The organism is Candidatus Tisiphia endosymbiont of Mystacides longicornis (assembly GCF_964031095.1).
Lineage (GTDB): Bacteria > Pseudomonadota > Alphaproteobacteria > Rickettsiales > Rickettsiaceae > Tisiphia.
This window is the reverse complement of sequence record NZ_OZ035004.1, coordinates 1,045,646-1,072,109: the sequence shown is the minus strand read 5'-3', so window position 1 is coordinate 1,072,109 and position 26,464 is coordinate 1,045,646. Positions and strand designations below refer to the sequence as shown.

Annotated in this window: 26 protein-coding genes; 14 read left to right on the top strand and 12 right to left on the bottom strand. The window is 34.4% G+C overall.

Annotated features, from left to right (window positions below; genetic code table 11):
* Positions 1-28: 28 nt before the first annotated feature.
* From ACQH6S_RS05455 to ACQH6S_RS05445, 3 genes are all read right to left on the bottom strand, one after another.
* The gene (locus ACQH6S_RS05455; RefSeq protein WP_425360462.1) at positions 29-655 is read right to left on the bottom strand and encodes a BON domain-containing protein; all 627 of its coding nucleotides are present in this window, start codon (positions 653-655) and stop codon (positions 29-31) included.
* A gap of 290 nt (positions 656-945) precedes the next feature.
* Positions 946-1,113: a palindromic element RPE2 domain-containing protein gene (locus ACQH6S_RS05450; protein ID WP_425360463.1), complete on the bottom strand. Its 168-nt coding sequence runs from the start codon at positions 1,111-1,113 to the stop codon at positions 946-948.
* A 405-nt stretch (positions 1,114-1,518) separates the two neighbouring features.
* Positions 1,519-2,832 carry a porin gene (locus ACQH6S_RS05445; protein WP_425360464.1) on the bottom strand — a complete coding sequence of 438 codons (1,314 nt, stop codon included), beginning with the start codon at positions 2,830-2,832 and terminating at the stop codon, positions 1,519-1,521.
* An 881-nt stretch (positions 2,833-3,713) separates the two neighbouring features.
* Between ACQH6S_RS05445 and rimP the strand changes: the two genes are divergently transcribed.
* The 8 genes from rimP (at position 3,714) to ACQH6S_RS05405 (ending at position 11,021) form a co-directional block, all read left to right on the top strand.
* Positions 3,714-4,205, top strand: a complete 492-nt coding sequence (rimP, locus tag ACQH6S_RS05440; protein ID WP_094648682.1) for a ribosome maturation factor RimP — start codon at positions 3,714-3,716, stop codon at positions 4,203-4,205.
* A 14-nt stretch (positions 4,206-4,219) separates the two neighbouring features.
* On the top strand, positions 4,220-5,722 hold the full coding sequence (gene nusA, locus ACQH6S_RS05435) for a transcription termination factor NusA (protein ID WP_425360465.1): 1,503 nt from the start codon (positions 4,220-4,222) through the stop codon (positions 5,720-5,722).
* A gap of 517 nt (positions 5,723-6,239) precedes the next feature.
* Positions 6,240-6,392: a hypothetical protein gene (locus tag ACQH6S_RS05430; protein ID WP_425360466.1), complete on the top strand. Its 153-nt coding sequence runs from the start codon at positions 6,240-6,242 to the stop codon at positions 6,390-6,392.
* Positions 6,393-6,442: 50 nt separating this feature from the next.
* Complete coding sequence (locus ACQH6S_RS05425) at positions 6,443-6,535, top strand: palindromic element RPE2 domain-containing protein (RefSeq protein WP_410520897.1); 93 nt, start codon at positions 6,443-6,445, stop codon at positions 6,533-6,535.
* 71 nt (positions 6,536-6,606) lie between these two features.
* Positions 6,607-9,132: a translation initiation factor IF-2 gene (gene infB, locus ACQH6S_RS05420; protein WP_425360467.1), complete on the top strand. Its 2,526-nt coding sequence runs from the start codon at positions 6,607-6,609 to the stop codon at positions 9,130-9,132.
* Positions 9,133-9,516, top strand: a complete 384-nt coding sequence (gene rbfA / locus ACQH6S_RS05415; RefSeq protein WP_341748746.1) for a 30S ribosome-binding factor RbfA — start codon at positions 9,133-9,135, stop codon at positions 9,514-9,516.
* A gap of 141 nt (positions 9,517-9,657) precedes the next feature.
* Entirely contained in the window at positions 9,658-10,197 is a 540-nt protein-coding gene (locus ACQH6S_RS05410; protein ID WP_425360468.1) for a hypothetical protein, read from the top strand.
* A gap of 263 nt (positions 10,198-10,460) precedes the next feature.
* The gene (locus ACQH6S_RS05405; RefSeq protein ID WP_425360469.1) at positions 10,461-11,021 is read left to right on the top strand and encodes a hypothetical protein; all 561 of its coding nucleotides are present in this window, start codon (positions 10,461-10,463) and stop codon (positions 11,019-11,021) included.
* A 411-nt stretch (positions 11,022-11,432) separates the two neighbouring features.
* Here ACQH6S_RS05405 and ACQH6S_RS05400 read toward each other — a convergent pair whose 3' ends face one another.
* The 3 genes from ACQH6S_RS05400 to gatB all read right to left on the bottom strand — a co-directional run bounded on the left by ACQH6S_RS05400 (position 11,433) and on the right by gatB (position 15,583).
* Positions 11,433-12,479 carry an IS110 family transposase gene (locus ACQH6S_RS05400; protein ID WP_425360470.1) on the bottom strand — a complete coding sequence of 349 codons (1,047 nt, stop codon included), beginning with the start codon at positions 12,477-12,479 and terminating at the stop codon, positions 11,433-11,435.
* A 624-nt stretch (positions 12,480-13,103) separates the two neighbouring features.
* Positions 13,104-14,138 carry a tRNA (adenosine(37)-N6)-threonylcarbamoyltransferase complex transferase subunit TsaD gene (tsaD, locus tag ACQH6S_RS05395; protein ID WP_425360917.1) on the bottom strand — a complete coding sequence of 345 codons (1,035 nt, stop codon included), beginning with the start codon at positions 14,136-14,138 and terminating at the stop codon, positions 13,104-13,106.
* Positions 14,135-15,583 (bottom strand): Asp-tRNA(Asn)/Glu-tRNA(Gln) amidotransferase subunit GatB, encoded by a 1,449-nt coding sequence (gene gatB / locus ACQH6S_RS05390; protein WP_341748743.1) that lies wholly within the window; start codon positions 15,581-15,583, stop codon positions 14,135-14,137. The genes tsaD and gatB overlap by 4 nt, the downstream gene beginning before the upstream one ends.
* An 880-nt stretch (positions 15,584-16,463) precedes the next feature.
* Here gatB and ACQH6S_RS05385 point away from each other — a divergent pair.
* A complete protein-coding gene (locus tag ACQH6S_RS05385) occupies positions 16,464-19,040 on the top strand; it encodes a tetratricopeptide repeat protein (RefSeq protein ID WP_425364403.1) in 2,577 nt (858 codons plus the stop codon).
* Positions 19,041-19,758: 718 nt separating this feature from the next.
* Here ACQH6S_RS05385 and ACQH6S_RS05380 read toward each other — a convergent pair.
* The gene (locus tag ACQH6S_RS05380) at positions 19,759-20,244 is read right to left on the bottom strand and encodes an IS630 family transposase (RefSeq protein ID WP_425364402.1); all 486 of its coding nucleotides are present in this window, start codon (positions 20,242-20,244) and stop codon (positions 19,759-19,761) included.
* A gap of 158 nt (positions 20,245-20,402) precedes the next feature.
* Here ACQH6S_RS05380 and ACQH6S_RS05375 point away from each other — a divergent pair, with 158 nt between their 5' ends.
* Together ACQH6S_RS05375 and ACQH6S_RS05370 are read left to right on the top strand one after the other, a co-directional pair.
* On the top strand, positions 20,403-20,651 hold the full coding sequence (locus tag ACQH6S_RS05375) for a hypothetical protein (protein WP_341758049.1): 249 nt from the start codon (positions 20,403-20,405) through the stop codon (positions 20,649-20,651).
* A 302-nt stretch (positions 20,652-20,953) separates the two neighbouring features.
* Positions 20,954-22,063 carry an IS66 family transposase gene (locus tag ACQH6S_RS05370; protein WP_425364395.1) on the top strand — a complete coding sequence of 370 codons (1,110 nt, stop codon included), beginning with the start codon at positions 20,954-20,956 and terminating at the stop codon, positions 22,061-22,063.
* Here the strand turns inward: ACQH6S_RS05370 and tnpB (ACQH6S_RS05365) are convergent.
* The 3 genes from tnpB (ACQH6S_RS05365) to ACQH6S_RS05355 all read right to left on the bottom strand — a co-directional run bounded on the left by tnpB (ACQH6S_RS05365) (position 22,060) and on the right by ACQH6S_RS05355 (position 23,482).
* Complete coding sequence (tnpB, locus tag ACQH6S_RS05365) at positions 22,060-22,413, bottom strand: IS66 family insertion sequence element accessory protein TnpB (protein ID WP_341752109.1); 354 nt, start codon at positions 22,411-22,413, stop codon at positions 22,060-22,062. The genes ACQH6S_RS05370 and tnpB (ACQH6S_RS05365) overlap by 4 nt on opposite strands.
* Positions 22,401-22,826: a hypothetical protein gene (locus ACQH6S_RS05360; protein WP_341758053.1), complete on the bottom strand. Its 426-nt coding sequence runs from the start codon at positions 22,824-22,826 to the stop codon at positions 22,401-22,403. Before ACQH6S_RS05360 ends, tnpB (ACQH6S_RS05365) begins: the two co-directional genes overlap by 13 nt.
* Positions 22,827-22,951: 125 nt before the next feature.
* Positions 22,952-23,482 carry a helix-turn-helix domain-containing protein gene (locus ACQH6S_RS05355; protein WP_425364401.1) on the bottom strand — a complete coding sequence of 177 codons (531 nt, stop codon included), beginning with the start codon at positions 23,480-23,482 and terminating at the stop codon, positions 22,952-22,954.
* Positions 23,483-23,640: 158 nt separating this feature from the next.
* Between ACQH6S_RS05355 and ACQH6S_RS05350 the strand changes: the two genes are divergently transcribed.
* Complete coding sequence (locus tag ACQH6S_RS05350; RefSeq protein WP_341758049.1) at positions 23,641-23,889, top strand: hypothetical protein; 249 nt, start codon at positions 23,641-23,643, stop codon at positions 23,887-23,889.
* Positions 23,890-24,191: 302 nt separating this feature from the next.
* Positions 24,192-25,301, top strand: a complete 1,110-nt coding sequence (locus ACQH6S_RS05345; protein ID WP_425364395.1) for an IS66 family transposase — start codon at positions 24,192-24,194, stop codon at positions 25,299-25,301.
* Here ACQH6S_RS05345 and tnpB (ACQH6S_RS05340) read toward each other — a convergent pair.
* Positions 25,298-25,651, bottom strand: a complete 354-nt coding sequence (tnpB, locus tag ACQH6S_RS05340; RefSeq protein WP_341752109.1) for an IS66 family insertion sequence element accessory protein TnpB — start codon at positions 25,649-25,651, stop codon at positions 25,298-25,300. The genes ACQH6S_RS05345 and tnpB (ACQH6S_RS05340) overlap by 4 nt on opposite strands.
* Positions 25,639-26,064 carry a hypothetical protein gene (locus tag ACQH6S_RS05335; protein ID WP_341758053.1) on the bottom strand — a complete coding sequence of 142 codons (426 nt, stop codon included), beginning with the start codon at positions 26,062-26,064 and terminating at the stop codon, positions 25,639-25,641. The genes tnpB (ACQH6S_RS05340) and ACQH6S_RS05335 overlap by 13 nt, the downstream gene beginning before the upstream one ends.
* Before the next feature lie 255 nt (positions 26,065-26,319).
* On the opposite strand from ACQH6S_RS05335, the gene ACQH6S_RS05330 reads away from it, so the two are divergent.
* Positions 26,320-26,457: a hypothetical protein gene (locus ACQH6S_RS05330; RefSeq protein ID WP_157905694.1), complete on the top strand. Its 138-nt coding sequence runs from the start codon at positions 26,320-26,322 to the stop codon at positions 26,455-26,457.
* Positions 26,458-26,464: the final 7 nt, after the last annotated feature.

Genomic DNA, 26,464 nt, shown 5'->3' with positions numbered 1-26,464 from the left:
ACAACAAACTATCAACAAAAGAATATATCTAAACTTCATTTTCATTTATATCATGTTCATTATTAATCTTTTTAGTTTCCTTCATTTTAACGTGACAGATTACTCTTTCCACTCCATTAATCTGAGAAGCAATAGAAGTGACCATTTCTAGCTCTTCTTCAGACCTTGCTATACCAAATATATATACTATATTATTAACTGTAATAATGGTGTAATTTACCCACTTTATATCTCTCTTAATAAAAAGCCGAGCTTTAATCTGACTAGTAATCATAGCATCTTTAGTGTATTGCACTAAGTCAAAATGATCACTTTTTTTATCTATTATCAGTTCATTAATAACTTCACTAACTCCTGTTATATCCCAGACAAGTTCTACAGCTTTTAATGCATCTTCTTTTTTATCTATGATTCCAGTCAGTAGCACCCTACCCTGTTCTACCTCAACCTTAATCTTAGTATATAATTCCCTGAAACTATTTTTTATAAAAGAAGCTTTGATCTTTGCCGATATTTTTACGTCATCAATTGTTTCAGTAATGGACTGATCTTTTGCAGCAGCGATAGTAGAACTAGTGGCTGCAGTAAAAATAGCTGGAAGACAACCTGTAAGTATGAAAGATAAGATTATAATAATAAAGTTAATTCTATACATAACCCTCCTTAATTTACGTAATATCTGCCCTTTAAGATAAATCTAACCCTTTAATGTTCTAGATAACATCTTCGTCATTGCAAGACCACGTAGTGATCGTGGCAATCCATTTTTAATCAATGTTTGGATTGCTTCGTCGGCTCACGCCTCCTCGCAATGATGGGATATCTAAAACTTATTCGGATTAGCTACAAAGCTTTCTAAAGAATTTATTATAGTAAATATAATAGTAAGCACAACTAATTTTTGCCCGAAATTCTAATTGCCATGCCCACATAGACACATAAGCGTTAGTTTAAGGAAATAAAGTAGAAAAGTCGTCTATAGTCAATTGATGGGAAGTTGGTGACGTCGTAGCTCAATGCTCGCCTATTATTTATAGGCGTCGCTCCATCGTTCCTGCTACCCAATTCCCCTGAATTGACTATATTAGCAAGCCACCATAGGTAGCGTGGCAATCCTTTCTAATCACTTTTCTGGATTGCTTCGTCGACCTTACGGTCTCCTCGCAGTGACGTTATCTGTCATTGCGAGACCACATAGTGGTCGCGGCAATCCACACTTATTGGATTGCTTCATTCCGATTTCCGCAGTTTTTATTAAGAAAGAGTCCTGTAAGCCTTAATTTATAAGGGTTACAGATTTTTAGGCACAACATTATTTGCTTATTTTAGATATATTTCTGTAGAATTTGAGCATTTAAGATTGAAGATTGAAGATTTTATAAAAATCTTCCTTGTCTCATTTTGTTAGTTAATTTTTGACTGTCAGATAGCTATTCAATATATATCTTAAGCAAAGAGGATGGTGACATATACTTGCAGTTTTACTGCAAGTATATGTTAATGATCTTAAGGACAAAACTAGAATTTAAGCCTTGCACCAATAAGAGCAACAGTACCTCTAGTCTTTTTCTTAGGAGCTTCAACAAAATAAACTGGTCGACCTTTAGCTTGGAAATAAGATATTTCAGCATAAGGCAATAACCCTGGTGTTACTAAATATTGAGTACCAACACTTACTGAATCGACAGTATTTTTATATTTCAACGATCTAAAATAAGAAACACTTGTTTTCATAGGACCCTGCCCATAAGCAATTGCTCCATTATAATATTGTGTGTTACGACCAACTTTATGATAAATTTTTGAAGTCAAACTTTTACCTAAACTACCATAAGAAGCTGCACAAGAAATATTACCATAAGTAAAGACTGCCCCTAAATTGTAAGCAGTTAGATTTGATAGCTTATTTCTAGATAATACATTGCTATCTGGATCTAACACTATAATCTTATCGGCTGGTTTAGCATACTCTCCTGTAACAGCCACCTGTACTGATACATCATCTATAATTTCATATTTATAGGATATCCCAGCAGAGATCGCATCTTTGACATTCTGATTTACAATTATCTGATTGCCTTTGGCACCATTTACGCCTTGTAAATCTACTTTAGTTACCCCAACCCCTAATTTACTCAAACCCTTATCGTCTAAGTTTTTTAGACTACGATTACCACCAGTATTTGCTGAATCAGGAATATAAGAAATACCAAATTGAAAACCTTTCATTTCCGGGGTATAGTAAGAAATTTTTCTAGATGCCTCAGTTCCTTTGCTTATATCATCAAAACTATTGGAGTATGAACTTATCTGAAAAGTATCAGGAAAAGTAATAAAATCTGGTAGCTGACCTTGATACTTCATATTGTCATCATTTAATACGGCAAACTTAGACCAACCACCAGCCCCCGCCACAATTGAACCTGGACCAACACCCATGTTAGAACTAGCATCATGAGGAGTCCCTAACTCTACTTTACCATAGTCTGTTTCTAAGAAAATATGAGAACCATTATAAGCTGCAGAAAGTTTTGGTTTAGTGGTTGTTAGTAAAACTATTTTGGCTCCAACTGTCACATCATTCAATTCTTGTTTGGCAGTAGCCATAAAAGCAGCTTCCGTATAAAATGCAAGATTTTTCCTATTATCAGTAATATTTTTACTTGTTCCTGACAATTTTCCTTGATTTCTATAACCAGATTGGAAACCAAAAAAACCTTCTAATTTTATTTCCGTATCTGAAGCAGCAGCATCAGCTGGAGTAGTGCAACCACTAGCAAATGCTATGCTTGAAAAACAAGAAAAACACAGTAACATTATTAATTTCTTCATTGTAACACCTAAATTTCAATTCTATATTTGCATTTATCGTTATACTTAAAGTACAGACCTATTTTCTTATTATTGAATTATAGCATAAGATAAATCCTTATGTAACTAATAACTTGCAAATAATTGCAATCGCTACCTAAATATACTAGCTTATCATGGCAAAATTACCATTATCATTAGACCTCTTGCATAACCTAATCTAATTGGTAATTTTGTTGTCAAAACTCGTCTCCGTTCCTCACGTACATCTTAGTACGTTGCGGTACCCGACTTCGTTTTTCCTAAAAATTCCTCAATTATCTTTAGGTTATGCAAGAGGTCTAATGATAATTTTTAACTCACTTTACGCATATAGTCAATTAACCTGAATTAATGCCGAATAAGCATCCATCGTGCTGTCATTGCGAGGAGGTGTAAACCTTACAACTGTTGAAAGTTAGAAGAGGAAGCGGTTTTAGACCGGATAGTTTAAAAGTCGTATGTGGTCAACGTCTATTAGCGAGAAAGACCGCAGGTCGACGAAGCAATCCATAAAAGTAACCAAAGATGGATTGCCACGACCACTACGTGGTCTCGCAATGACAGAAAACCTATCTAAAAACCGCTTCCTCTTCTAACTTTCAACAGTTATGGTGTAAACCTCCGAAGCAATCCATTTAATAGTTTTTTTAGATTGCTTCGTCGCTACTTAAAGTAGCTTCTCGCAATGACGCTAAGCTATTTTCTATATGACTTTTAAATGCCATACGTAAGGTGAGTTTTTAATTGTTGCTAATATCACAAAAATATTGTATTTATATGAATAAGTTGATTGTTGTGAAGAGCAAAGGTGGGGTTAACCCACCTTTTTTATTAACGCCTTTAAATATTTTTATTTTGTAATGAAAACTATAGAGCAACAAATTATTAATGCTATCCAGGATAACTTAAAAGACCTTGGTTTTGATTTAGTAAAAGTAACTTTAAAGGGTTCAAGCCATAAAGTACTTGAAGTATTAATAGATAGATTAGATGGCAATAAGGTAAATATAATAGATTGTCGTAATGTTAGTAGAAATATCTCGGCACTCTTAGATGTTGAAGATATAATTAGTGATAAATATTTTTTAGAAATTTGTTCAGCAGGTATCGAACGCCCATTAATAAAATTTGAAGATTATACTAGATTTATCGGTAGAGAAGCTACCATAAAATTAAAAGAATTACTAAATGGTCAAACTCGATATCAGGGAAAGATAATTAAAGCTGAAAATAATAAAGTTTATCTGAATAGTAACGGTAAAGATATAGTATTTTCATTTGATATGATAAAAAAGGCTTCTTTGGTATTAACAGATGAAATGTTCAAAAATTTAATGAATAAAAAATCTTAAAAGGCAGTGACATTATGGTCAATATTGGTAACATAGAAATTTTACAGATTATAGAATCTGTAGCTAGAGAAAAGAACCTTCCTAAAGAAGCTTTACTTTCGGCAATGGAACAGGCTGTACAGGCTGCAGGACGTAAAAAATATGGCAATGAACATAATATAAAAGCTGAAATTAACCGAAAGAATGGTAATATTAGTCTTTTTAGAGTCCTGAATGTAGTAGATAATGTAGAGGATCATTTTACTCAAATTTCTTTAAATGATGCTATCGAAAAGAAAGATGATGCTAAAATTGGCGATGAGATTTATGAACTCTTACCACCTATTGATCTTGGACGTGTTGCAGCTCAAACAGCTAAGCAGATAATAATACAACGTGTTAGTGAAACGGAAAGAGAAAAACAATATGAAGATTTCAAAGATAAGAAAGGTGAGATTTTAAACGGCATTGTTAAGAGAATAGAGTTTAATAATATTATAGTTGACCTTGGTCGTGCTGAGGCAATAATTAAAAAGGATCAGCTAATTAGAGGAGAAAATTTTAAGGTTAATGACCGTATTAAAGCTTATGTACAAGATGTAAGATTAGTGTCTAAAGGTCCGCTAATTTTTCTATCTAGAAGCGATGACCAAATGCTAATAAAATTACTTGAATTAGAGATTCAAGAGATTTATGATAATGTAATTGAGTTGCGAGCTATAGCCCGTGATCCTGGGTCAAAGGCAAAAGTTGCAGTCTTCGCTTCTGACTCCAGCATTGATCCTATAGGTTCATGTGTAGGAATTAAAGGTAATAGGATTAGGGCTATTACTAATGAGCTTAATGGTGAAAAGGTAGATGTAATATTATGGAGCAAGAATATTGCCCAATTTATTATGAATGCACTGGCTCCTGCAGAAATTGCAAAAATCGTCATCGATGAAGATAAGAATATGGTTGACGTAGTCGTATCTCAAGATAATTTGAGTCTGGCAATCGGTAGAAGAGGTCAAAATGTTCGTCTAGCATCTAAGCTTACTGGCTGGAATATTAATATAATGACCGAAGATCAAGAATCTAAACGAAGAAGTGATGAGTTTCGTTCTGCTACCGAGTTATTTATGGAATCATTGGATGTTGAAGAAGTTATAGCCCAACTATTATCTGCTCAAGGTTTTACTTCTTTAGAACAGTTAGCTTCTAGTAAAATTGAAACTTTAATGAATATTGAAGGATTTGAAGAAGAATTAGCAGCTGAGATCATTGAACGATCAATAAATTATGTAAATGCTAAGAATGAAAAAATTATTATTAAGCTTGAGAATCTAGGTGTTGAACAAGAATTAATTGATATATTGGATTTACAACCGGAATTTATATTAAAATTAGCTGAATATGGTATAAAAACTATAGAAGATTTGGGAGAATTAACAGTTAATGAGTTTAAATCATTAGTTCCTAATTCTAATATGGCAGATAACGATATCGAATTACTAATTCGTACGGCTCGTATTGCTGATAATGAGCAAGTTGTTTGAAGTTGGGAAATTATATCCAACAGCGTTATTGCGAGTAAGACCGCATAAGCGTCAATTTAAGAAAACAATAATAGACCGCTTGCATAACCTAAAGATAATTGAGGAATTTTTAGGAAAAACGAAGTCGAGTACCGCAGCGTACTAAGATGTACGCGAGGAACGGAGACGAGTTTTGACAACAAAATTACCAATTAGATTAGGTTATGCAAGAGGTCTAATTGAGAAACCGTTATTGCGAGAATATCTTAGGTCGACAAAGTAATCCAGAAAAGTGATTAGAAATGGATTGCCACGCCACCTACGGTGGCTCGCAATGACAGAGGTGCTTTTACCCAAAAGATGTAATTGTGAGAAGTGCGTAAGCTTTAGTCGTCATTGCGAGGAGACCATAGGTCGATGAAGCAATCCATAAATTGTCATTCCCGCGTAGGCGGATATAAAGTTCTGTACGAAGTAAGAACGACACATTTTTGCTATAGTTAATTCAGGAGAATTTGGCGCTAGGAACGATGGAGCGATGCCTATAAGTAATAGGCGAGCATTGAGCGACGACGTCACCAACTTCTCCTCAATTGACTATATTATGAATAATTTTGCAAATAATTTAATATTAAGTATTAGTGTTAAGGATTTTATTGATATAATTAAAATACTACCAGTAAAGCATTAGCAACAAGATTAGCTAATTCAGAATTAAGGTATATAGTCAATTCAGGGGAATTGGGTAGCAGGAACGATGGAGCGACGCCTATAAGTAATAGGCGAGCATTGAGCGACGACGTTACCAACTTCTCCTCAATTGACTATATCTGATGATTATTCAGATAGCAAAACTATTTACAAAACTTTAGCATATATAATTGCTATTTAAAGGTTTAATATTTATGACGTATGACCAAGAACCTAAACCAAAGAAATTAACACTTGGTGGTTCAAAACTCTCACTTAACAAGCCCTCTCAACCTACTAATGTTACTAGGGGCTTTGTTAGTTCTGCAAAAACCATTGTAGAAGTCAGGAAGAGTAGCACTGCAACTGGTGCTTTATCTTTTAACAAACTTTGGTCTAATAGTTCTACTGCTCAGAGTGGAGAATCTGCTGCTGGGGAGGAATTTAATAGACGGCTAACTATTTTAAAAAAAGCAGCAGAAGATGCAAAATCTAAGATTATTGATACTAAGATTAGTACTCTTAGTAAACTGGCAAGTATCAATCAATCTAAGTCACAAGACGATTTAGAAGATACTATAGAAAATATCCAGCCAGAAAATATTCATTCCCAAACTCCGCAAAATGAGTCACAAAATATTGAAAAGGATTCTGAGGTACTTCCTACGTTAGCAACTCCATCTGTACAAGATAAAAACCCATCTAAGCCATTTGTTAGATCACCAGTGATTGGTTCTCAGAGCCATTTTGGTGTTGCACTTGAAGATATTTCTTCAACAGATAAAGCTGGCGATAATAAAATAGTAGTACCAAAGGTTAAAATTGAGGAGCCTAAAAAATTAAAAAAGGCAGATATTTTCAATATGCTTGATGCAGACGGAAGTGATAATGCCGGTAAGACTAGAAGCCTTGCCTCAATAAGAAGAGCAAGGGAAAAAGAAAAACGTAAAGCTTATCAACAAACACCCGACAAAGTGTATAGAGAAGTTATCATTCCTGAAGCCATTTCTGTCGGAGATCTAGCCAATAGAATGTCTGAGCGGGCAACCGATGTTATAAAAGAATTGATGAAGCTTGGCATCATTGCTACGACCAGCCAAACAATCGATACAGATACAGCTGAACTTATTGCTACGACCTTAGGGCATACAGTAAAAAGGGTACAAGAATCTGATGTTGAGAATATATTGATTAGTGAAGCTGATAAAGAAGAAGATTTAAAACATAGAGCTCCTATTGTAACGATTATGGGACATGTCGATCACGGTAAAACTTCGTTACTTGACGCTTTAAAATCAACTGATTTGGCAAGTCAAGAGGCAGGTGGCATCACCCAACATATTGGTGCTTATCGGATAACATTGCCTGATGGTAGGGCTATTACTTTCATTGATACTCCAGGGCATGAAGCGTTTTCAGAGATGAGGACTAGAGGTGCTAAGGTAACTGATATAGTAGTTATAGTAGTTGCAGCAGATGATGGAATCAAGCCGCAAACGATTGAAGCAATTAATCATGCTAAAGCAGCAAATGTCCCGATAATTGTTGCAATAAATAAGATCGATAAGCCGGATATTAATCTTGACCGAATTAAAAATGATCTGTTAATGTACGATTTAGTTAGTGAAGAATTAGGTGGCGATATTATAATTGTACCGGTTTCTGCTTTGAAGAAAACTAATTTAGATAAGTTAGAAGATGCTATATTATTAGTGGCAGAAATGCAGGATCTTAAGGCTAACTTTAGCGGACTCACTGCTGGTGTAGTTATAGAAGCAAAAGTTGATAAAGGTAAAGGAGCTGTGGCTACTATATTGGTACAACGTGGTACTCTAAGAAATGGAGATATAGTAGTTGCCGGAACAAAATACGGTAAAATTAAGAGAATGAATAATGATAAGGGAGTGGATATTACCGAGGCAGAACCAAGTTTACCAGTAGAGATTTATGGTTTAAATGAAGCTCCGCGTGCAGGAGATCAGTTTAATGTAGTACAGAATGAAAAACAGGCTCGGGATATTATAGAATATCGTGAACGATTGGCAAAAGAAAAGAAAATTTCTGTTACTCAAAGATCAAGCTTAGAAGAATTGTTCCTAAAAGCTTCTGGCAGTGCTGGTATGATAAAAGAGTTACCAATAATTGTTAAAGGTGATGTACAAGGTTCGATTGAAGCAATTGTTACTAGCCTATTAAAGCTACCAAATGATGAAGTTCGTGTAAGAATTTTACACCATGCAGTAGGTGGAATATTGGAGTCAGATGTTACCTTAGCTAAAGCATCCAATGCTATTATTATTGGCTTTAATGTTAGAGCTAATAATAACGCTTTTGCTATGGCTGAAAAAGAAAAAGTGGATATTAGATACTACTCTCTTATTTATAATTTACTAGACGATGTTAAATCAATACTCAGCGGTATGCTTTCACCAATTATTCGTGAGCAATATATTGGTACAGTCGAGATCAGGCAAATATTCACTGTCTCGAAAGTTGGAAAAATTGCTGGGAGTTATGTTACTAAAGGTACTATTAAAAGAGGTGCTAGGGCTCGCTTATTACGAGACAATATCGTTATTCACGAGGGAAAACTTAAAACTCTCAAACGTTTTAAAGATGATGTCAAAGAAGTTCATGAGGGCTTTGAATGTGGTATCGCTTTTGAAAATTATGAAAATATCGAACAATTTGATATTGTAGAAGTTTTTGAAATTATTGAAGAAAAAAAACAATTATTGTAAATGCAAAAAGTTTCTGATAGAGAAAAATCTTCAAGACAAAAAAAAGTTGCATCATTAATAAATGCAGCATTAGTGGAAGTACTAAGACGTGGTAAAATGTTAGATGAACGGTTGATTAATTGTCCAGTAACTATTACCAAAGTCTTAGTTACGGCTGATTTAAAAGTAGCAGATTGTTACTTTTTACCGTTCAATACGGTTTTTAATAAAATACAACTTACTGAATCTTTAAATAATTCGAAATATGCTATAAGAAATTTTATAACTGCTAAAATTAATTTAAAATATTCACCAGAAATTCGTTTTCATTATGATCACGGATTTGATAATGCTGATAAAGTTGATAAATTATTGAAGCAAGCTGAGATTAATCGAACTGATTAGGAAAATGAACTCAAACCTTACCGATCGCAAAGCAATAATTACTGATTTAATAACAATTATTAACTTTTTTTAAAGAATGATTGACTTTAATATGAATATATCTTAAATTTATTTACTCAACGCTTTTTATTAGGAGCAATTATGTCAAAAAATACAAACTGGACAACAGCCCAAATGCAAGCTATTGCACGGCTTAATGCCCACAGAAATGCTAAACTTCTTTATTCCAATCCTGCTAATAGTGACAAAAAGAGCTTAGCTCAGTTGGATTATCCAAAATATCCTGGTTATGATGATGATTTAAAGTTAGTTAAAGGGGATGCTAGTTTTTCTTATTCCATTGATTTTGTCGCAGGTGGCTTTTGGGCCGCTGGAATTCACTTAACTTTCACTGCTAATGGTAAGGCTTTCAGCTATGCTGGAGGAGGTGGAGGTAATATAGTTGGTGGTGCTGCTGGTCACACTTGGTTAAACTCTGATATTGATATTACATCTTTAGTGGATCAATCTAATGCTATTCGGTTTGAATGTGGTTTTGGTGGTCTTGGAGCTGGTGCTGCCCATGTTAATCTTTATCATACTGATGCTGCTGATACGTGGTTTGCTGGTACTGGAACTTTTTTTGTTACTACTACTGGTTGGGGTGAAATTGGAGGAGTTGGTACTCTATCTTACGCTTGATGGTGAATTTGCAGGAGTTGGTTATTCTACGCAGTTTCGCTGCCTTTAGTATATAGTTTTCCCTAGAGGATGATAATAGTATTGTTAAAAATCTTATGGATTATTTGATTTATGCCAATAGAAAATATAAAAAACCTCAAAGACATGGACAAGTTTTTGATTATCAACTAGGGAGAGTTCATGACTATATAAAAATTAATATGATTTACTTTAATAGAGATATGTCTTAAAATTTTACTCAACGCTTTTTATTAGGAGCAATTATGTCAAAAGATACAAACTGGACAACAGCCCAAATGCAAGCTATTGCACGGCTTAATGCCCACAGAAATGCTAAACTTCTTTATTCCAATCCTGCTAATAGTGACAAAAAGAGCTTAGCTCAGTTGGATTATCCAAAATATCCTGGTTATGATGATGATTTAAAGTTAGTTAAAGGGGATGCTAATTTTTCTTATCACGTTCATTTTATCTTGGCTGGGGCTGGATACACTTCTGTTAGTTTATCTTTTTATGATTATCAGAACAGTGACGGTGACTATTTGAATTATACGGCACCAGGAGGTGGACTCAATGTTGGTACCGCTGGTGGTCAAGCTTGGTTAAACTCTAGTATTGATATTACGTCTTTACTGAATCAACATAATGCTATTCGGTTTGAATGTGGTTTTTTTGCTGCTCCATTTGGTGCCGCCCATGTTAATCTTTATCATAGTAATGCTGCTGATACGTGGTTTGCTGGTACTGGAACTTTTTATGTTTCTGGTATTGGTAGTGGTGAATCTGGAGGAATTGGTACTTTAGCTTACGCAAAATGGGTTTAAATTAATATAACTCGATAATCAAGTTTTTTGTAGAGCTTATAAATAGTAGGTTGCTTGAAGGAAACTTGAATGTATCCGAGTTACAACATCTATCTTTAAATGCCAAATTTGTCATATATGGACGAGTGAATTTGTCAACAAAGAAAATAAAAAAATAGAGCCACAAAGGAAGCGGTCATATATTCGGCATCGAGTGCCATAATGGTTTCTGCATTCTTATAAATATCCTTGAGTGACCTCTCATTCCCACGGCTTCTAGAGCCTCGACATAATTACGGATTTTATTCAGAATACTTATTCATTAACTCTTTAACTTTCGTTCTCTTTATTGTTACTATTCTTTACTCACAATATTTATCAATTACCAATTTTTATTTAGTTGACATAGTTTCTTCTTTTTTTCCAACTAAACTAATTTGCAACATATTCGCTACCATTGGTGACTACTGCATAAGCAATCCTTGCTAACTTATTTGCTAAACCAACACATATAATATTATATGATTTATTTTCAGCAAATTTCTTCACTGCCCACTGCACTAGTTTATCTTTTGATTCCTTATCACTTTTTGCTCTTATTGCTATTGTCCTTGCGGCTTGAATCAACATAGTTCTGGCATATCTATCTCCTTGTTTGGTAATCCCTCCTAAAACTATCTTATCTCCTGAGCTATGTTGCTTTGGTACCAAACCAAGCGAAGCAGCAAAATCCCTCGGGGTTGGATAACTTTCTATTGGGGCTACACTCAAACAACTAGCATTGATTGCTCCAATGCCAAAAATTGTCTGCAACCTAGTAGCTTTCTCACTTTGCTTATTATTGCTGATAATCAGCTTTTCTAAAGTTTTTTCTTTGTTACATAAATCCTCAATTTCTTTACATTCTAAAAGTAAAATTGACCTTATCCCAGAATTTATATAACCTTTACTATACGCTAACTCTACCTCCAGCCTACATGATTTGCAAAATTTATTTTTACTTAATTTTGTATTATAGCCATATTCACATAAACTTGATATTGTAGAATTAGTTTTTTGCACACGATCTCTGATCGTATTACTTCTAATTTTATGCAAGAATTTTATATCTTGTTCCTCCTTGCTTTTTAGTAGCACAGTTTTTAATTCTGGATCACGAGCCGCTTTGCATATTGCTAACGCATCGTTATAATCATTTTTCTGTTTCGATGTAGCATAAACTTTTACATCTTTTGTTTTCATTAGTTTGACTTGCAAACCAAGCTTAGCAATTTCCTGTGACCAATAATTAGCTCCTCCACATGCTTCCATAGCTACCAATGAACTTTTATCGAGATTGCTTAAATAGGCTATTAACTCATCTCTTGTAACTTTTTGGTAACCTATTTTTTTGCCATTTTGATCGACTTGCACCAAGTGCATACTATTTTTTGCTAAATCTATTCCTATTATAGTATTTTTTATGCTATTATTTATCATGGTATGGACCTATTAATTAAATTATTATTTAATTTGGAGCAGCTGAAAACTATTTTTCAGCTGACTCCGTACAAGTAAAGCATATTTCGCTTCACTCGTCCATACCATCATTCCCGCTTTGGTGCGGAATCTATAATACCTCAGGGTATTTTTAGATACCTACTTTCGCAGGAATGACAACCATTGTCCTATATTTTATTCAAATCTACAAAAAACTTAATTATCGAGTGAAATGCCCAAAAAGCCTGAGGTATTATAGATTCCGCACCGAAGCTGGAATGACAAATTAGACGTGGGGATGATAACCACAACTGTTGAAAGTTAGAAGGTAAAGCGGGTTTTAGATAGGTTTTCTGTCATTGCGAGACCACGCAAGTAGGTCGTGGCAATCCATCTTTGGTTACTTTTATGGATTGCTTCGTCGACCTGCGGTCTTTCTCGCTAATAGACGTTGACCACATACGACTTTTAAACTATTCGGTCTAAAACCTCTTCCTCTTCTAACTTTCAACAGTTGTGGGATGATAACCTTCGCAGGGATGACACAAAACAGCATTGCCTCAATGCCACTAAAGCGACTCCTCGCAATGCTCTCTGAATTTGGCTTAACACTAATTAGGTTAGCTATAAATCCTCTAAGCTCCATTTTGCTCTAGGGCAGAAATCGAGTGAGTTAGTAAGATTATTTTGCAGCCGTTCTAGCCCAGCATAAGCAATCATAGCCGCATTATCGGTGCATAAATGTGCTGGTGGTACTAAAAGTACATATCCTTGTTTTTCCACTTGATGCTTAAGTATAGTTTTTAAATAACCATTAGCGGCAACTCCACCAGCAAGTACGCAGGTTTTTTGTGGTAATGCCGACTTACTGATAAATTCCTCATACATTTTAAAGCTATTAAGCATTTTTACTGACAAGATTTCTCCAACTACATATTGAAAACTGGCGGCTATATCATTAATTTCTTGTTCACCTATAGGCTGTAATTTAGATATTAATATGCGTACTGCCGTCTTTAAACCTGAAAACGACATGTCACAGCCAGCTTGATGAATAATGGGTTTTGGTAAAACATACTTAGATGGATTGCCAAATTTTGCTCTTTTCTCAATTTCTACGCCTCCAGGAAAAGGCAAATTTAGCATTTTAGCTACTTTATCAAAGCACTCCCCTACCGAATCATCGATAGTCCGTCCTAAAATTTTATATTTACCCAATGCTTGGACTGCAACAAATTGACAATGCCCACCTGAAACTAATAGAAATAAATATGGGTATTCCGCCTTATTAGTTAATCTAGCAGTAAGTAAATGCCCCTCTAAATGGTTAACTGCAATAAACGGCTTTTTTAAGACGCTAGCAACTATTCTGCCAAACATTGAGCCAACTATTACTCCACCTATTAAGCCAGGACCGGAAGTAGCGGCGATTCCATCTATATTAGATAGTTCCAGATGAGTTTCATCTAAAACATACCTAACTGCTTTTTCTAAATTTTGCAAATGTGACCTAGCAGCGATTTCCGGTACCACCCCTTGAAAAGCCTTATGCTCTTGGTATTGGGAAATAACAATATTTGATAAAATCTCTTTATCTGAGGTAACTATTGCTACGCCAGTATCATCACAACTTGATTCAATACCTAATATTTTAATTATTGCAATTTCTCCTTTAATAAAACATTCACTAGGTTAGGATTTGCCTTTCCTTCAGTTTTTTTCATTACCTGTCCAACGAAAAAACCAAATAATTTATCTTTACCACTTCTATAAGAATCAACAGAGTCAGGGTTTTCCAACAATATTCCGTCAATTATAGCAGATAGTATACCACTATCTGACATTTGCACTAAGTCTTTTTCTTCAATAATTTTTTCCGGTTCTTGTCCAGTTTCAAACATAGTTTCAAAAACTACTTTGGCAATTTTGCCGGAAATCACCCCATCTTCTATTAGCTTTACCATTTGAGCAAGCATTTTTGGGGTAATTTTACAGTCACTTAAGCTAATGGAATTTTTATTAAGCTGACCAAATAACTCACTAATAATCCAATTAGCAAGTATCTTTGGATTACATAAGCTAACTGCTGCTTCAAAATAACCTGCCACCTGTTCATCAATTACCAAAACTTCAGCATCATAAGCATTTAAACTATACTCTGTCATATATCTTTGAATTTTTGCATCCGGTAATTCTGGTAGCTCTTGAGCTAATTGTTCTATTAGCTCCTCAGATATAACTATTGGCAATAAATCTGGGTCAGGGAAATATCGATAATCATGAGCTTCTTCTTTTAGACGCATCGTTCTAGTCTCTCCAGTATCTCCATCAAATAATCTAGTTTCCTGTATTATTGTCTGCCCATCTTCAATTAAATTTACTTGCCTATTTGCTTCAAACTCTATTGCTCGCATGATATTACGAATCGAATTGATATTCTTGATCTCACACCTTGTGCCAAGTGGAGCCCCAGGAAGCCTAACCGAAATATTAGCATCACAACGTAATGAGCCTTTTTCCATATCACCATCACAACTTCCTATATATCTCAACAAAGTCCTGAGTTTACGAACAAATTCTGCTGCATCTTCCGGCGAATCAAGGTCTGGCTCAGTAACAATCTCCATTAATCCTACACCAGAACGGTTTAAATCAATGAAGCTATAATGAGCTGATTGATCATGAATGGACTTACCAGCATCTTGTTCTAAATGCAAACGATTAATTCTAATTCTTTTGGTTGTTCTCTGTTCAGTTACTATATCCAAATAGCCCTCTTGGACAATTGGATGATAAAATTGGGAAATTTGATAACCCTGCGGTAGATCAGGATAAAAGTAATTTTTACGATCAAATCTTGAATTAAGATTAATTTTCGCATTAAGTCCAAGACCAGTTTTAATTGCCTGATGAACACAATATTCATTTAACATTGGTAACATTCCAGGCATTGCTGCATCAATCAAAGATACTTGTGAATTAGGAGGAGCGGCAAATTCGTTAGAACTACCAGAGAAAAGTTTGGATTTTGAAGAAATTTGGGCATGTATCTCGACGCCTATCACATATTGCCATTTACCTGTATTACCAATAATATAAGCCATTTAAAATCTCTTTAAGTTTACTAAATATATAACTTTTACCTAACATCATTAGCCGTCATTGCGAGCGAACATATGTGAGCGCGGCAATCCATGCAGCTTGTCATGTGGATTGCTTTGTCAGCTACGCTTCCTCGCAATGACGTATGTACATGTACACCTATAATTGTCATTGCGAGGAGCTACTTTAACAGCATTGATGCAATCCATACAACAAGCTACATGGATTGCCACGCTCACGTATGTTTGCTCGCAATGGCGTATGTAAATTTGGTACAATGCTAATCGGATTAACTGCACATAAGTGTTTATCATATTTTCAATAAAAATTGTAGTTTTTTATAATTTTTTATTTTCTAAAGAACAATTAAGCAATTCACAAAAATATTGAAATTTAATTACTTTTTCGCTTAGTGGAAGAAATTTTTGATATACACTATAGAAATATTAAGAAATTTTATAGTCAATTGATAAGAAATTGGTGACGTTGTCGCTTAATGCTTGCCTATTACTTATAGGCGTTACTCCATAGCTCCTAGCCTCCAATTCTCCTAAATTGACTATAGTTGAAGAATTCTAGAGCTTGTAAAAATATCATAAATTACAGAAAGGTTACTAATTATTGTCTATATTTTAAGAAAAAGTGTTTAATATTACTTGATTATTAAGTATAAATCTGTCTTAATTTAAATTATAGGTTCTTTAGTATAGCTAATTTGTGAGAAAGAAATTTGAAGAAAAAATTAGGCAAAGAACTTCCACTAATAAAATATTTAGTACTATTCTCTGCTTAATTTTAACAACAAAATTACTTTATAATTAAATAAGTTATGCAAGAGTCTGTTACTAAATAATAATTATAATGAATATATGAGAGGATATTATGTCTAAGACCCAAAATGAGACCCCCCTTCAAAATGATAGTGTAGACTCAGCTTCTTTAACAGCCAAAATAAAATTATTAAATACCGAACTTACTTTTTTTCAAGATGAGGGTAATATAAATATAATTAATACCCCTCTAAACAAATCGGAATATCCTAGAATCCTGAAGAAATATAATGACTTAAGTAAAACTGCACAAAAAACTACCCAATTTTCATCAGATAATGAGAAAAATGCATTTTTGTTTGAGTTAAACAAATCTCTAGCTATTATTGCTATTCGGGCAAATGAGAAAAAATCACTAGATACATACTTATCAAATATGCGAAAAAACAACAGCCATAGCACAGATGAGTTTATAGTAGGAATAGAACAGATATTATCTAAACTTCCACCTAAACCTAAAGATACAGCAGAAAATAAAGGAGCAACAGAAAATAATATTAATATACTACACACAGCTTTGTTAGATAATGCCATAAAAGAAGTGGAACAGCTCATTAATAAGGGGAAATATAACGATTCTTTTGAGAAGATAAAGTATTTGCAAACTCATTCCCTCAGTCCTAAAATAGTTGAGACATACATTAAAATTTGTATAGCAGAAGGTAATTCTTTGAAGGATCCAGCAGCAAAAGAAGCTGCATACGAAAAAGTCTTTACAGAGTATGAGTCAATACTACTCGGAAAATTTGCCCCTGGAAAACATAGTGGGCTGTTTAATATATTAACAGAATTATCAAAAAAGTTTGAAGAAATTAATGATTACGAAAATGCAAAAACAGCTACTAACATTGCCGCAAGGTACAACACACCTACTGCTGAAAAAGCAGCTGCAGCTGTGCCTGCAAGCAAGGGTGCACAAAAAGCTCTAGAAGAGAAACAAAGAAAGGAAGAAGAATATAGGAAAAAGGAAGAAGAACTTAAGAGAAAGGGAGACGAATTACAGATTGCTACAGTTAATGCCGAAACAGCAGAAGAGAGAGATGCAGCTAAATTGGCATACGAACGTAATTTAGCAGAAATTGAAGCTAACCGGAAGCTTAAGTTAGCTTCAACTCAAGATACTGTCCCTCAAGCCAGTGCCCCACCTCCATATACTAATAAAATGTCCCCTGATCTTTCTAACTATACTCAAGATACTACAGCTGAGCTTACAGCTAAGCTTACAGCTAAGCTTACAGCTAAGCTTACAGCTGAGCTTACAGCTAAGCTTAAAGCCGAGCTTAAAGCCGAGCTTAAAGCTGAGCTTACAAATACTACAACTACATCCAATATATACCCTAATCTTTCTAGCTATATTTCAAAAGATACTACAGCTGAGCCTTCAAAAGATACTACAACTATAACTACAGATGCTACAGCTGTAACTACAAATACTGCAGCTGTAACTACAGATATTGCAGCTGCAACGACAAATAATACAGCTGTAACTACAGATACTACAACTGTGCCTACAAAAGATACTACAACTGTAACGACAGATACTAATCTCAATACTATTGCCGCTGAAAAGCTAGTACGAGAGGTAACAGATTTGCTTAATTCAAACGAAGAAGATCCTAAAAATCAAGCTATAGTTCTTTGTAATAAAGCTATTAGGACTAATCCTAATATAGATCAAAATATTAAAGATAGCACCATTTTGAAGTTTTTGGCTCTTAGATATTTCGATTTAAATCAGCAGGAAAAAGCTGAAGAAATTTACGATAAAGTTACCCTCACTTCTGATGATGTACCAGCTATGGTGTGTTTAGTTTCTAGCTATTTATCTTCAAATAACTTGAAAAAAGCTCAAGAAATTTGCGATAAAATTATGGCTATAGACCTTAATGCATATATGAGCATTAAGGATCGTAAAGTTTTGGATTGCTTAGCTAAGGTCTATCGTGCTGAAGGACTCTATACCAAGAGTATTGAAACTTGTGAACAATCATATAAGTTAAAAAGTACACCTTCTCTAGAGAATTATCAGTTATTAAAAGAAATAGCACAAAGGTTAGAAAATACCGATACCGATCTTGCTTTGAAAGCTTTAGCACAGGCTGAACTCCAAGCACTCAACAACAAACAGAAAGCTGAGGTTTATGTAGCTAGAGCTAAAATTTATTCTTCTTTAGGAAAGAATACTGAAGCTACAGAAGATTATAAGAAAGCTGTTACGACGGATCCTAAGATATATAAAGATGTTGATATGGAATCTCTAGAGATGTTAAGTAAATATTCAGGAAAGCCTATAGTATCGTATCACTACTTATCTAAACAAAGCAATAATAATTCTGTTGATCTAAATTTTGATCAAAAATTCTTAGATCTTGGCACTAATGTAATGGAAAAAGGGTTTCTTTATGTAGAAACTGTACTGTGTTCTATGAAAGCTTATTTTCTTTCTCACAATAAATATTTATTGTCAACTATTGAAACACAAATAAAATCACTAAAATCTTGTGACGCTTCCTACAATCCACAATTGCAAAAATATTTAGCAGCCCTAAATTTGCCAGATGAAGCACAGAGGGATACGGAGATCATGAAGATAGCTGGAGAGCTTGAACATTCTATAGATTATATATAAAAAACAGCTATATCACTCTCTAAAGCTACCTAAAGCCGGGCGGTATCAACTAATGGTTTAAGTTTTAAAATCATTAGTTGGTGCTACTGACTTATAGTCTATAGCTAACCAGAATAGCATTATAGTCAATTGCTGAGAAAGCGTAAGCCGGTGAAGCAATCCTGTTTTGTGTCATCCCTGCTTTGGTGCGGGATATATTCCTGACTCCTTGTCATTCCCGCGTAGGTGGGAATCTAGCCCCCTGCTTTCGCAGGGGTGACGCTAAATCGAGCAGGGATAACAATTTATGCATTGCTTCATCGATCTACGGTCTTTCTCGCAATGACGACAATTTATTATGGCTAAATGCTATTCGGGTTGCTCTAAATTCTCACTTTCCCAACAAATAAAAAAATAACCAATATCACAAAAATAATGAAAACAGCTATTAGTGGAGCATAAAAATCTGCTATACTTGTATAGTTAGCTATGAGGTACCCCTACGTAGGCAGGAGCCTAGTACTACAGTTGTAGATTGAATGTGAGTGTTCACGGAAAAAAGGTTAAAGTATAAGATGTCATTGCGAGGAGGTTGCCAGACCGACGAAGCAATCCAGGAAAGTGATTAGAAATGGATTGCTTCGTTGACCTTACGGTCTCCTCGCAATGACGCTTGGTGATCAGGTTTTTTTATTCATCACAAAAAAATCGTGAATGCTCATACCAAATCACTATCTAATTAACAAGATACTATCCAATTCCAAGCACATATAGATTTGACAATTGCAGGATTATTTTCATAATAATTACATGCTGTGATTAGTTGATTTTCTATAGCATTCATTGAATCAAAAGCTAGGTTATAAAAGAATTTTTCCCTCATATCATCCCATATATTTTCTTGTGGGTTTAATTGTGGGCTATATGGTGGCAAGTAAGCTAGTTTAATATTATTAGGTAATAATTCTTTATCGAGTTTATGTGCAGCAGCTCCATCGCATACTACTAAAAGAAAATTATCCTTATAACGCTTTGCCATTTCTTGTAGCATTAACATCATCCAATCTTGGTTCATTAAAGGCAAAATAAGGAAACAACTAGCACCGTCAAATGGACAAATTGCCCCATAAGTATAAGTATATTCACGAATAATTTGTTTCTTAAGTAAAGGCCTGATTCCAGCCGGAACCCAGCAACGCCTTAATGAATCGTATACTTGCAGCAAAACTGCGTAACACTATCTAATTTCTTTGCTAGTATGAATTTATTGTATAAATTTGGATTTCTACTATGCAAATATCACCGATTAATAAAAAACAGATTAATAAAAAAACTAGTTGAAAAAGTAGCAGTCATATTATAATATTTGAAATATTAATAATAATGATAATTAATCAAATGAAAAAACCAAAAGTAGCGACCTTAAGTGCTGAAGAACGAGAAGAACTAATACAGCATGTCAAGGAAAGTTCATTAACGGGAGATGAACAGCAAACGATAGTAGAGCTTGTGAAATTTTGTAACGAGCTAATAGACAAGCTAGCATCATCAAATATCAGTATAAATAAGCTTAAGGAAATGCTGATTGGTTTTAAGGCAGATCACAAAAAAAAGATAGTTCAGATTCATTAAAAGAACCGCCAGGTGAATCTGATAACGGGAATGGTGGTAATGAAGGAGAGTGCGATAAGCCCAAAAAGATAGATCGTAGTAATTGGCAAGGTAAATATGGGTTTGATGATTATAAGGATGCGAATACCAGCTATTTAACTCCTGAGAATTTTTGTAGTGGTGATAGCTGTCCTCACTGCTATAATGGCAAACTATATAATAGTGAAGCTAGAAAATTGCTACAATTTACAGGTAATGCTCCAATTACAGTCAACAGATATGTAAAGAAAACGTTACGCTGTAATGCTTGCGATTATACAGTTATGAACAATAAAAATATCAACAAATGGACAAATAGTAGCAGAAGTGCAATAGTGTTACAAAAGACCTATGGTACTCCTTTCTACCGTTTATCTAGGCTACAGAGTTTAAGCGGGGTTCCTATAGCATACAGCTCGCTCTGGCAACAATATTTAGATGTTTGGCAAGAAGGTGGTGGAGCTGAAATTTACGGGGTATTATTGGAAATGGCTGCCGAATGTAGTTCACTGAACCTTGATGATACTAGAGCTAGGATTTTAGAAATTACTATAGCCAATAAAAAATTACGTACTCAAAATAAGAAAGGACGCAGCTGTTATACTACTACAATATGTGCTAAGACTGCAAATAATGAGGTAATAGTTTTATATTTTACCGGTAATAGGCATGGTGGAGAAAATATAGGTAACGTACTAAAGAATCGTAAGAATAGAACAGATTCTATCCAATTAATGACTGACGCAAGTAACAATAATAACCCGGTATTATCAGAAGCAGATAAAGAATTACTGGCAATAATAGTGATGATCAATTGTTTGTCACATGGTCAGAGAAAATTTACAGAAAATGAACTATATTACCCTGAAGAATGCGGATATTTTCTCAAACAAACACGTGGGATTTACCACAATGAACATCAATGTAAAGAGATGAGTCCTGAAGAGAAACTTGGGTATCATCAGGAACATAGCAGTAAATATATAGAAAACATATATAACAAAATAGACGAATTATTTAACGACAAGAAAGTTGAGCCTAATAGTAGGCTTGGACAAGCTATGAAATATTGGATAAATAATAAAGAAGGTTTGACCCAATTTTTAAAAATCCCAGTTAGCAATCTTGATAATAATTGGGCTGAGAGATCACTGCGTACCATTATTTTACAAAGGAAGAATTCATTATTCTTTAAAACAATCAATAGTGCTGAGATACATAGTGGTCTGTATAGTATAGTAAAGACTTGTAGTGAGAACGAGATCAATGCCTTTAAATATTTAAATTGGCTACAAGAGCATAGTAGCAAAGCAAAGAAGCATCCTGAGGATTATACGCCTTTTGCCTATGCAAGATATATGAATAATACGGAATTAATCGAGACAGCAGCTTAAACGACAGGAAGCCAATCATTAGAGAATTTGGCAGAACTAGGATCGCCATTATGAATAAGAATGTGTAAGGTTCTATAACAAATTTGGTAAGATGAATTATCAGATGGGAAAAGTTTTGCCGTAAATTTACCTTTGGATAGGCGTTTAGAGCATAGCCAAAAGCCTTGACCGTCAAAGGACAAAATTTTAATGGCAGTTCTGTTTTTATTATAGAATAAAAACAAGGAACCATTAAGAGGGTCAGAAGAAAGTTTTTGTCTACAAACAGCGATTAAGCCATCGATACCCTTGCGAAAATCGATGGCAATAGTGGCAACAAAAATAACTGACGCCGGGGTTAGTTGCAGCATAAAAATGTCTGAATTATAGTTTTTGGCTCTAGTGTTTGGATAATAAGCTTGGTACCATTTGGTTTAATAATGTGACAAGTATAGTGATTTTGCTTGGGAGCAGCTACAGGATCGGTATCTATAGAATTTACTAGTTGAAATGGGAGAAAATTAATATTTTGTTGTAGGGATTGATTTGAAGTTGAGACAGAAGAAGTTTTGATGGTAGGTTCATGGGCTTTTTTAGTTGAACTAATTGTTGCTTTATTAATATTAAGATGTTTAGCTATCTCTTGGTAAGAATAATGATGGAGTAATTGGTGAACTAATTCCTTTAGATGGTTTGGTATAGGATCAAACTTATTAGTTTTAGTTTGACGCCAAGCTTTAAATTGCTGAGCTACTTGCTCAATAGTAATCGATGGTATTTGCATAGTATGAAACCCAAATGTATAAAAAATTCATACTAACAAAAAAATTAGATAAAGTTATGCAGTTTTGCTGCAAGTATACAATGAATCTATACGACCAAAACGTGCCTCATCTTGGAAGAATATCTTTAATTCCTTGCCTTCAGTTGCTGCTGATACTCTTGCTTCTTTAACCATATCAGGCCACTTTTTTTAAAAGTTTCTACCGCATCCTTCTTTTGTTTAGGATGGTATGGTCTTGGTGCAATTTTACGCCACCCATGCCTATGAAGCAGCCTATAAGCTGTGTAACGTGCTATTTTACTACCAACCGTTTCCTCAAAAATCTTATGCACCTTGCTAATTTCTACTATCCCACCATTAACGGCATTCTGTTCTATCTTTTTAAGCATCTCACGTTCTTGCTCTTGAGTTAGATAACTTCTGTATCTCCCACCTTTCTTCCTGCTACATAGTGCCTTTAAGCCTTTTTTCCGACATTGACTATGGGTTCTGTGAACATGACTTTCTGATAATCCTGTAACTTTAGCAATCAATGATGTCGGCATTTTTTCACTCACTCTTAGATAGATTGATTGATAACGTCTAAATTCTTCTTTAGTCTTTGCTTCATTCATTAATTGTTTCACTTCTTCTACATTAACGTATACTTGCAGCAAAACTGCGTAACACTATCTAATTTCTTTGCTAGTATGAATTTATTGTATAAATTTGGATTTCTACTATGCAAATATCACCGATTAATAAAAAACAGATTAATAAAAAAACTAGTTGAAAAAGTAGCAGTCATATTATAATATTTGAAATATTAATAATAATGATAATTAATCAAATGAAAAAACCAAAAGTAGCGACCTTAAGTGCTGAAGAACGAGAAGAACTAATACAGCATGTCAAGGAAAGTTCATTAACGGGAGATGAACAGCAAACGATAGTAGAGCTTGTGAAATTTTGTAACGAGCTAATAGACAAGCTAGCATCATCAAATATCAGTATAAATAAGCTTAAGGAAATGCTGATTGGTTTTAAGGCAGATCACAAAAAAAAGATAGTTCAGATTCATTAAAAGAACCGCCAGGTGAATCTGATAACGGGAATGGTGGTAATGAAGGAGAGTGCGATAAGCCCAAAAAGATAGATCGTAGTAATTGGCAAGGTAAATATGGGTTTGATGATTATAAGGATGCGAATACCAGCTATTTAACTCCTGAGAATTTTTGTAGTGGTGATAGCTGTCCTCACTGCTATAATGGCAAACTATATAATAGTGAAGCTAGAAAATTGCTACAATTTACAGGTAATGCTCCAATTACAGTCAACAGATATGTAAAGAAAACGTTACGCTGTAATGCTTGCGATTATACAGTTATGAACAATAAAAATATCAACAAATGGACAAATAGTAGCAGAAGTGCAATAGTGTTACAAAAGACCTATGGTACTCCTTTCTACCGTTTATCTAGGCTACAGAGTTTAAGCGGGGTTCCTATAGCATACAGCTCGCTCTGGCAACAATATTTAGATGTTTGGCAAGAAGGTGGTGGAGCTGAAATTTACGGGGTATTATTGGAAATGGCTGCCGAATGTAGTTCACTGAACCTTGATGATACTAGAGCTAGGATTTTAGAAATTACTATAGCCAATAAAAAATTACGTACTCAAAATAAGAAAGGACGCAGCTGTTATACTACTACAATATGTGCTAAGACTGCAAATAATGAGGTAATAGTTTTATATTTTACCGGTAATAGGCATGGTGGAGAAAATATAGGTAACGTACTAAAGAATCGTAAGAATAGAACAGATTCTATCCAATTAATGACTGACGCAAGTAACAATAATAACCCGGTATTATCAGAAGCAGATAAAGAATTACTGGCAATAATAGTGATGATCAATTGTTTGTCACATGGTCAGAGAAAATTTACAGAAAATGAACTATATTACCCTGAAGAATGCGGATATTTTCTCAAACAAACACGTGGGATTTACCACAATGAACATCAATGTAAAGAGATGAGTCCTGAAGAGAAACTTGGGTATCATCAGGAACATAGCAGTAAATATATAGAAAACATATATAACAAAATAGACGAATTATTTAACGACAAGAAAGTTGAGCCTAATAGTAGGCTTGGACAAGCTATGAAATATTGGATAAATAATAAAGAAGGTTTGACCCAATTTTTAAAAATCCCAGTTAGCAATCTTGATAATAATTGGGCTGAGAGATCACTGCGTACCATTATTTTACAAAGGAAGAATTCATTATTCTTTAAAACAATCAATAGTGCTGAGATACATAGTGGTCTGTATAGTATAGTAAAGACTTGTAGTGAGAACGAGATCAATGCCTTTAAATATTTAAATTGGCTACAAGAGCATAGTAGCAAAGCAAAGAAGCATCCTGAGGATTATACGCCTTTTGCCTATGCAAGATATATGAATAATACGGAATTAATCGAGACAGCAGCTTAAACGACAGGAAGCCAATCATTAGAGAATTTGGCAGAACTAGGATCGCCATTATGAATAAGAATGTGTAAGGTTCTATAACAAATTTGGTAAGATGAATTATCAGATGGGAAAAGTTTTGCCGTAAATTTACCTTTGGATAGGCGTTTAGAGCATAGCCAAAAGCCTTGACCGTCAAAGGACAAAATTTTAATGGCAGTTCTGTTTTTATTATAGAATAAAAACAAGGAACCATTAAGAGGGTCAGAAGAAAGTTTTTGTCTACAAACAGCGATTAAGCCATCGATACCCTTGCGAAAATCGATGGCAATAGTGGCAACAAAAATAACTGACGCCGGGGTTAGTTGCAGCATAAAAATGTCTGAATTATAGTTTTTGGCTCTAGTGTTTGGATAATAAGCTTGGTACCATTTGGTTTAATAATGTGACAAGTATAGTGATTTTGCTTGGGAGCAGCTACAGGATCGGTATCTATAGAATTTACTAGTTGAAATGGGAGAAAATTAATATTTTGTTGTAGGGATTGATTTGAAGTTGAGACAGAAGAAGTTTTGATGGTAGGTTCATGGGCTTTTTTAGTTGAACTAATTGTTGCTTTATTAATATTAAGATGTTTAGCTATCTCTTGGTAAGAATAATGATGGAGTAATTGGTGAACTAATTCCTTTAGATGGTTTGGTATAGGATCAAACTTATTAGTTTTAGTTTGACGCCAAGCTTTAAATTGCTGAGCTACTTGCTCAATAGTAATCGATGGTATTTGCATAGTATGAAACCCAAATGTATAAAAAATTCATACTAACAAAAAAATTAGATAAAGTTATGCAGTTTTGCTGCAAGTATACCATTAATTGTTTCACTTCTTCTACATTAACTTCTAATACCTTATACCCTCTAGACATCTTAATTAACACTATACTATCTTAAATAACACACTATAGCATCTATATTATTAAATAGATAGTGATTTGGTATCACATCTAAACTACAACTGTAGTACTAGATTCCCGCCTACGCGAGAATGACAATAGTGGACGGGAATGATGCCTATGCCTCATTGCGAGCTGATATATCCCCACGAAATTGTTGCAAAATAGCAAGAATTGATAGAATATCATCATTATTTAATGATGATGGAGATAGTAGGTTATGGATGTAAAAACAGT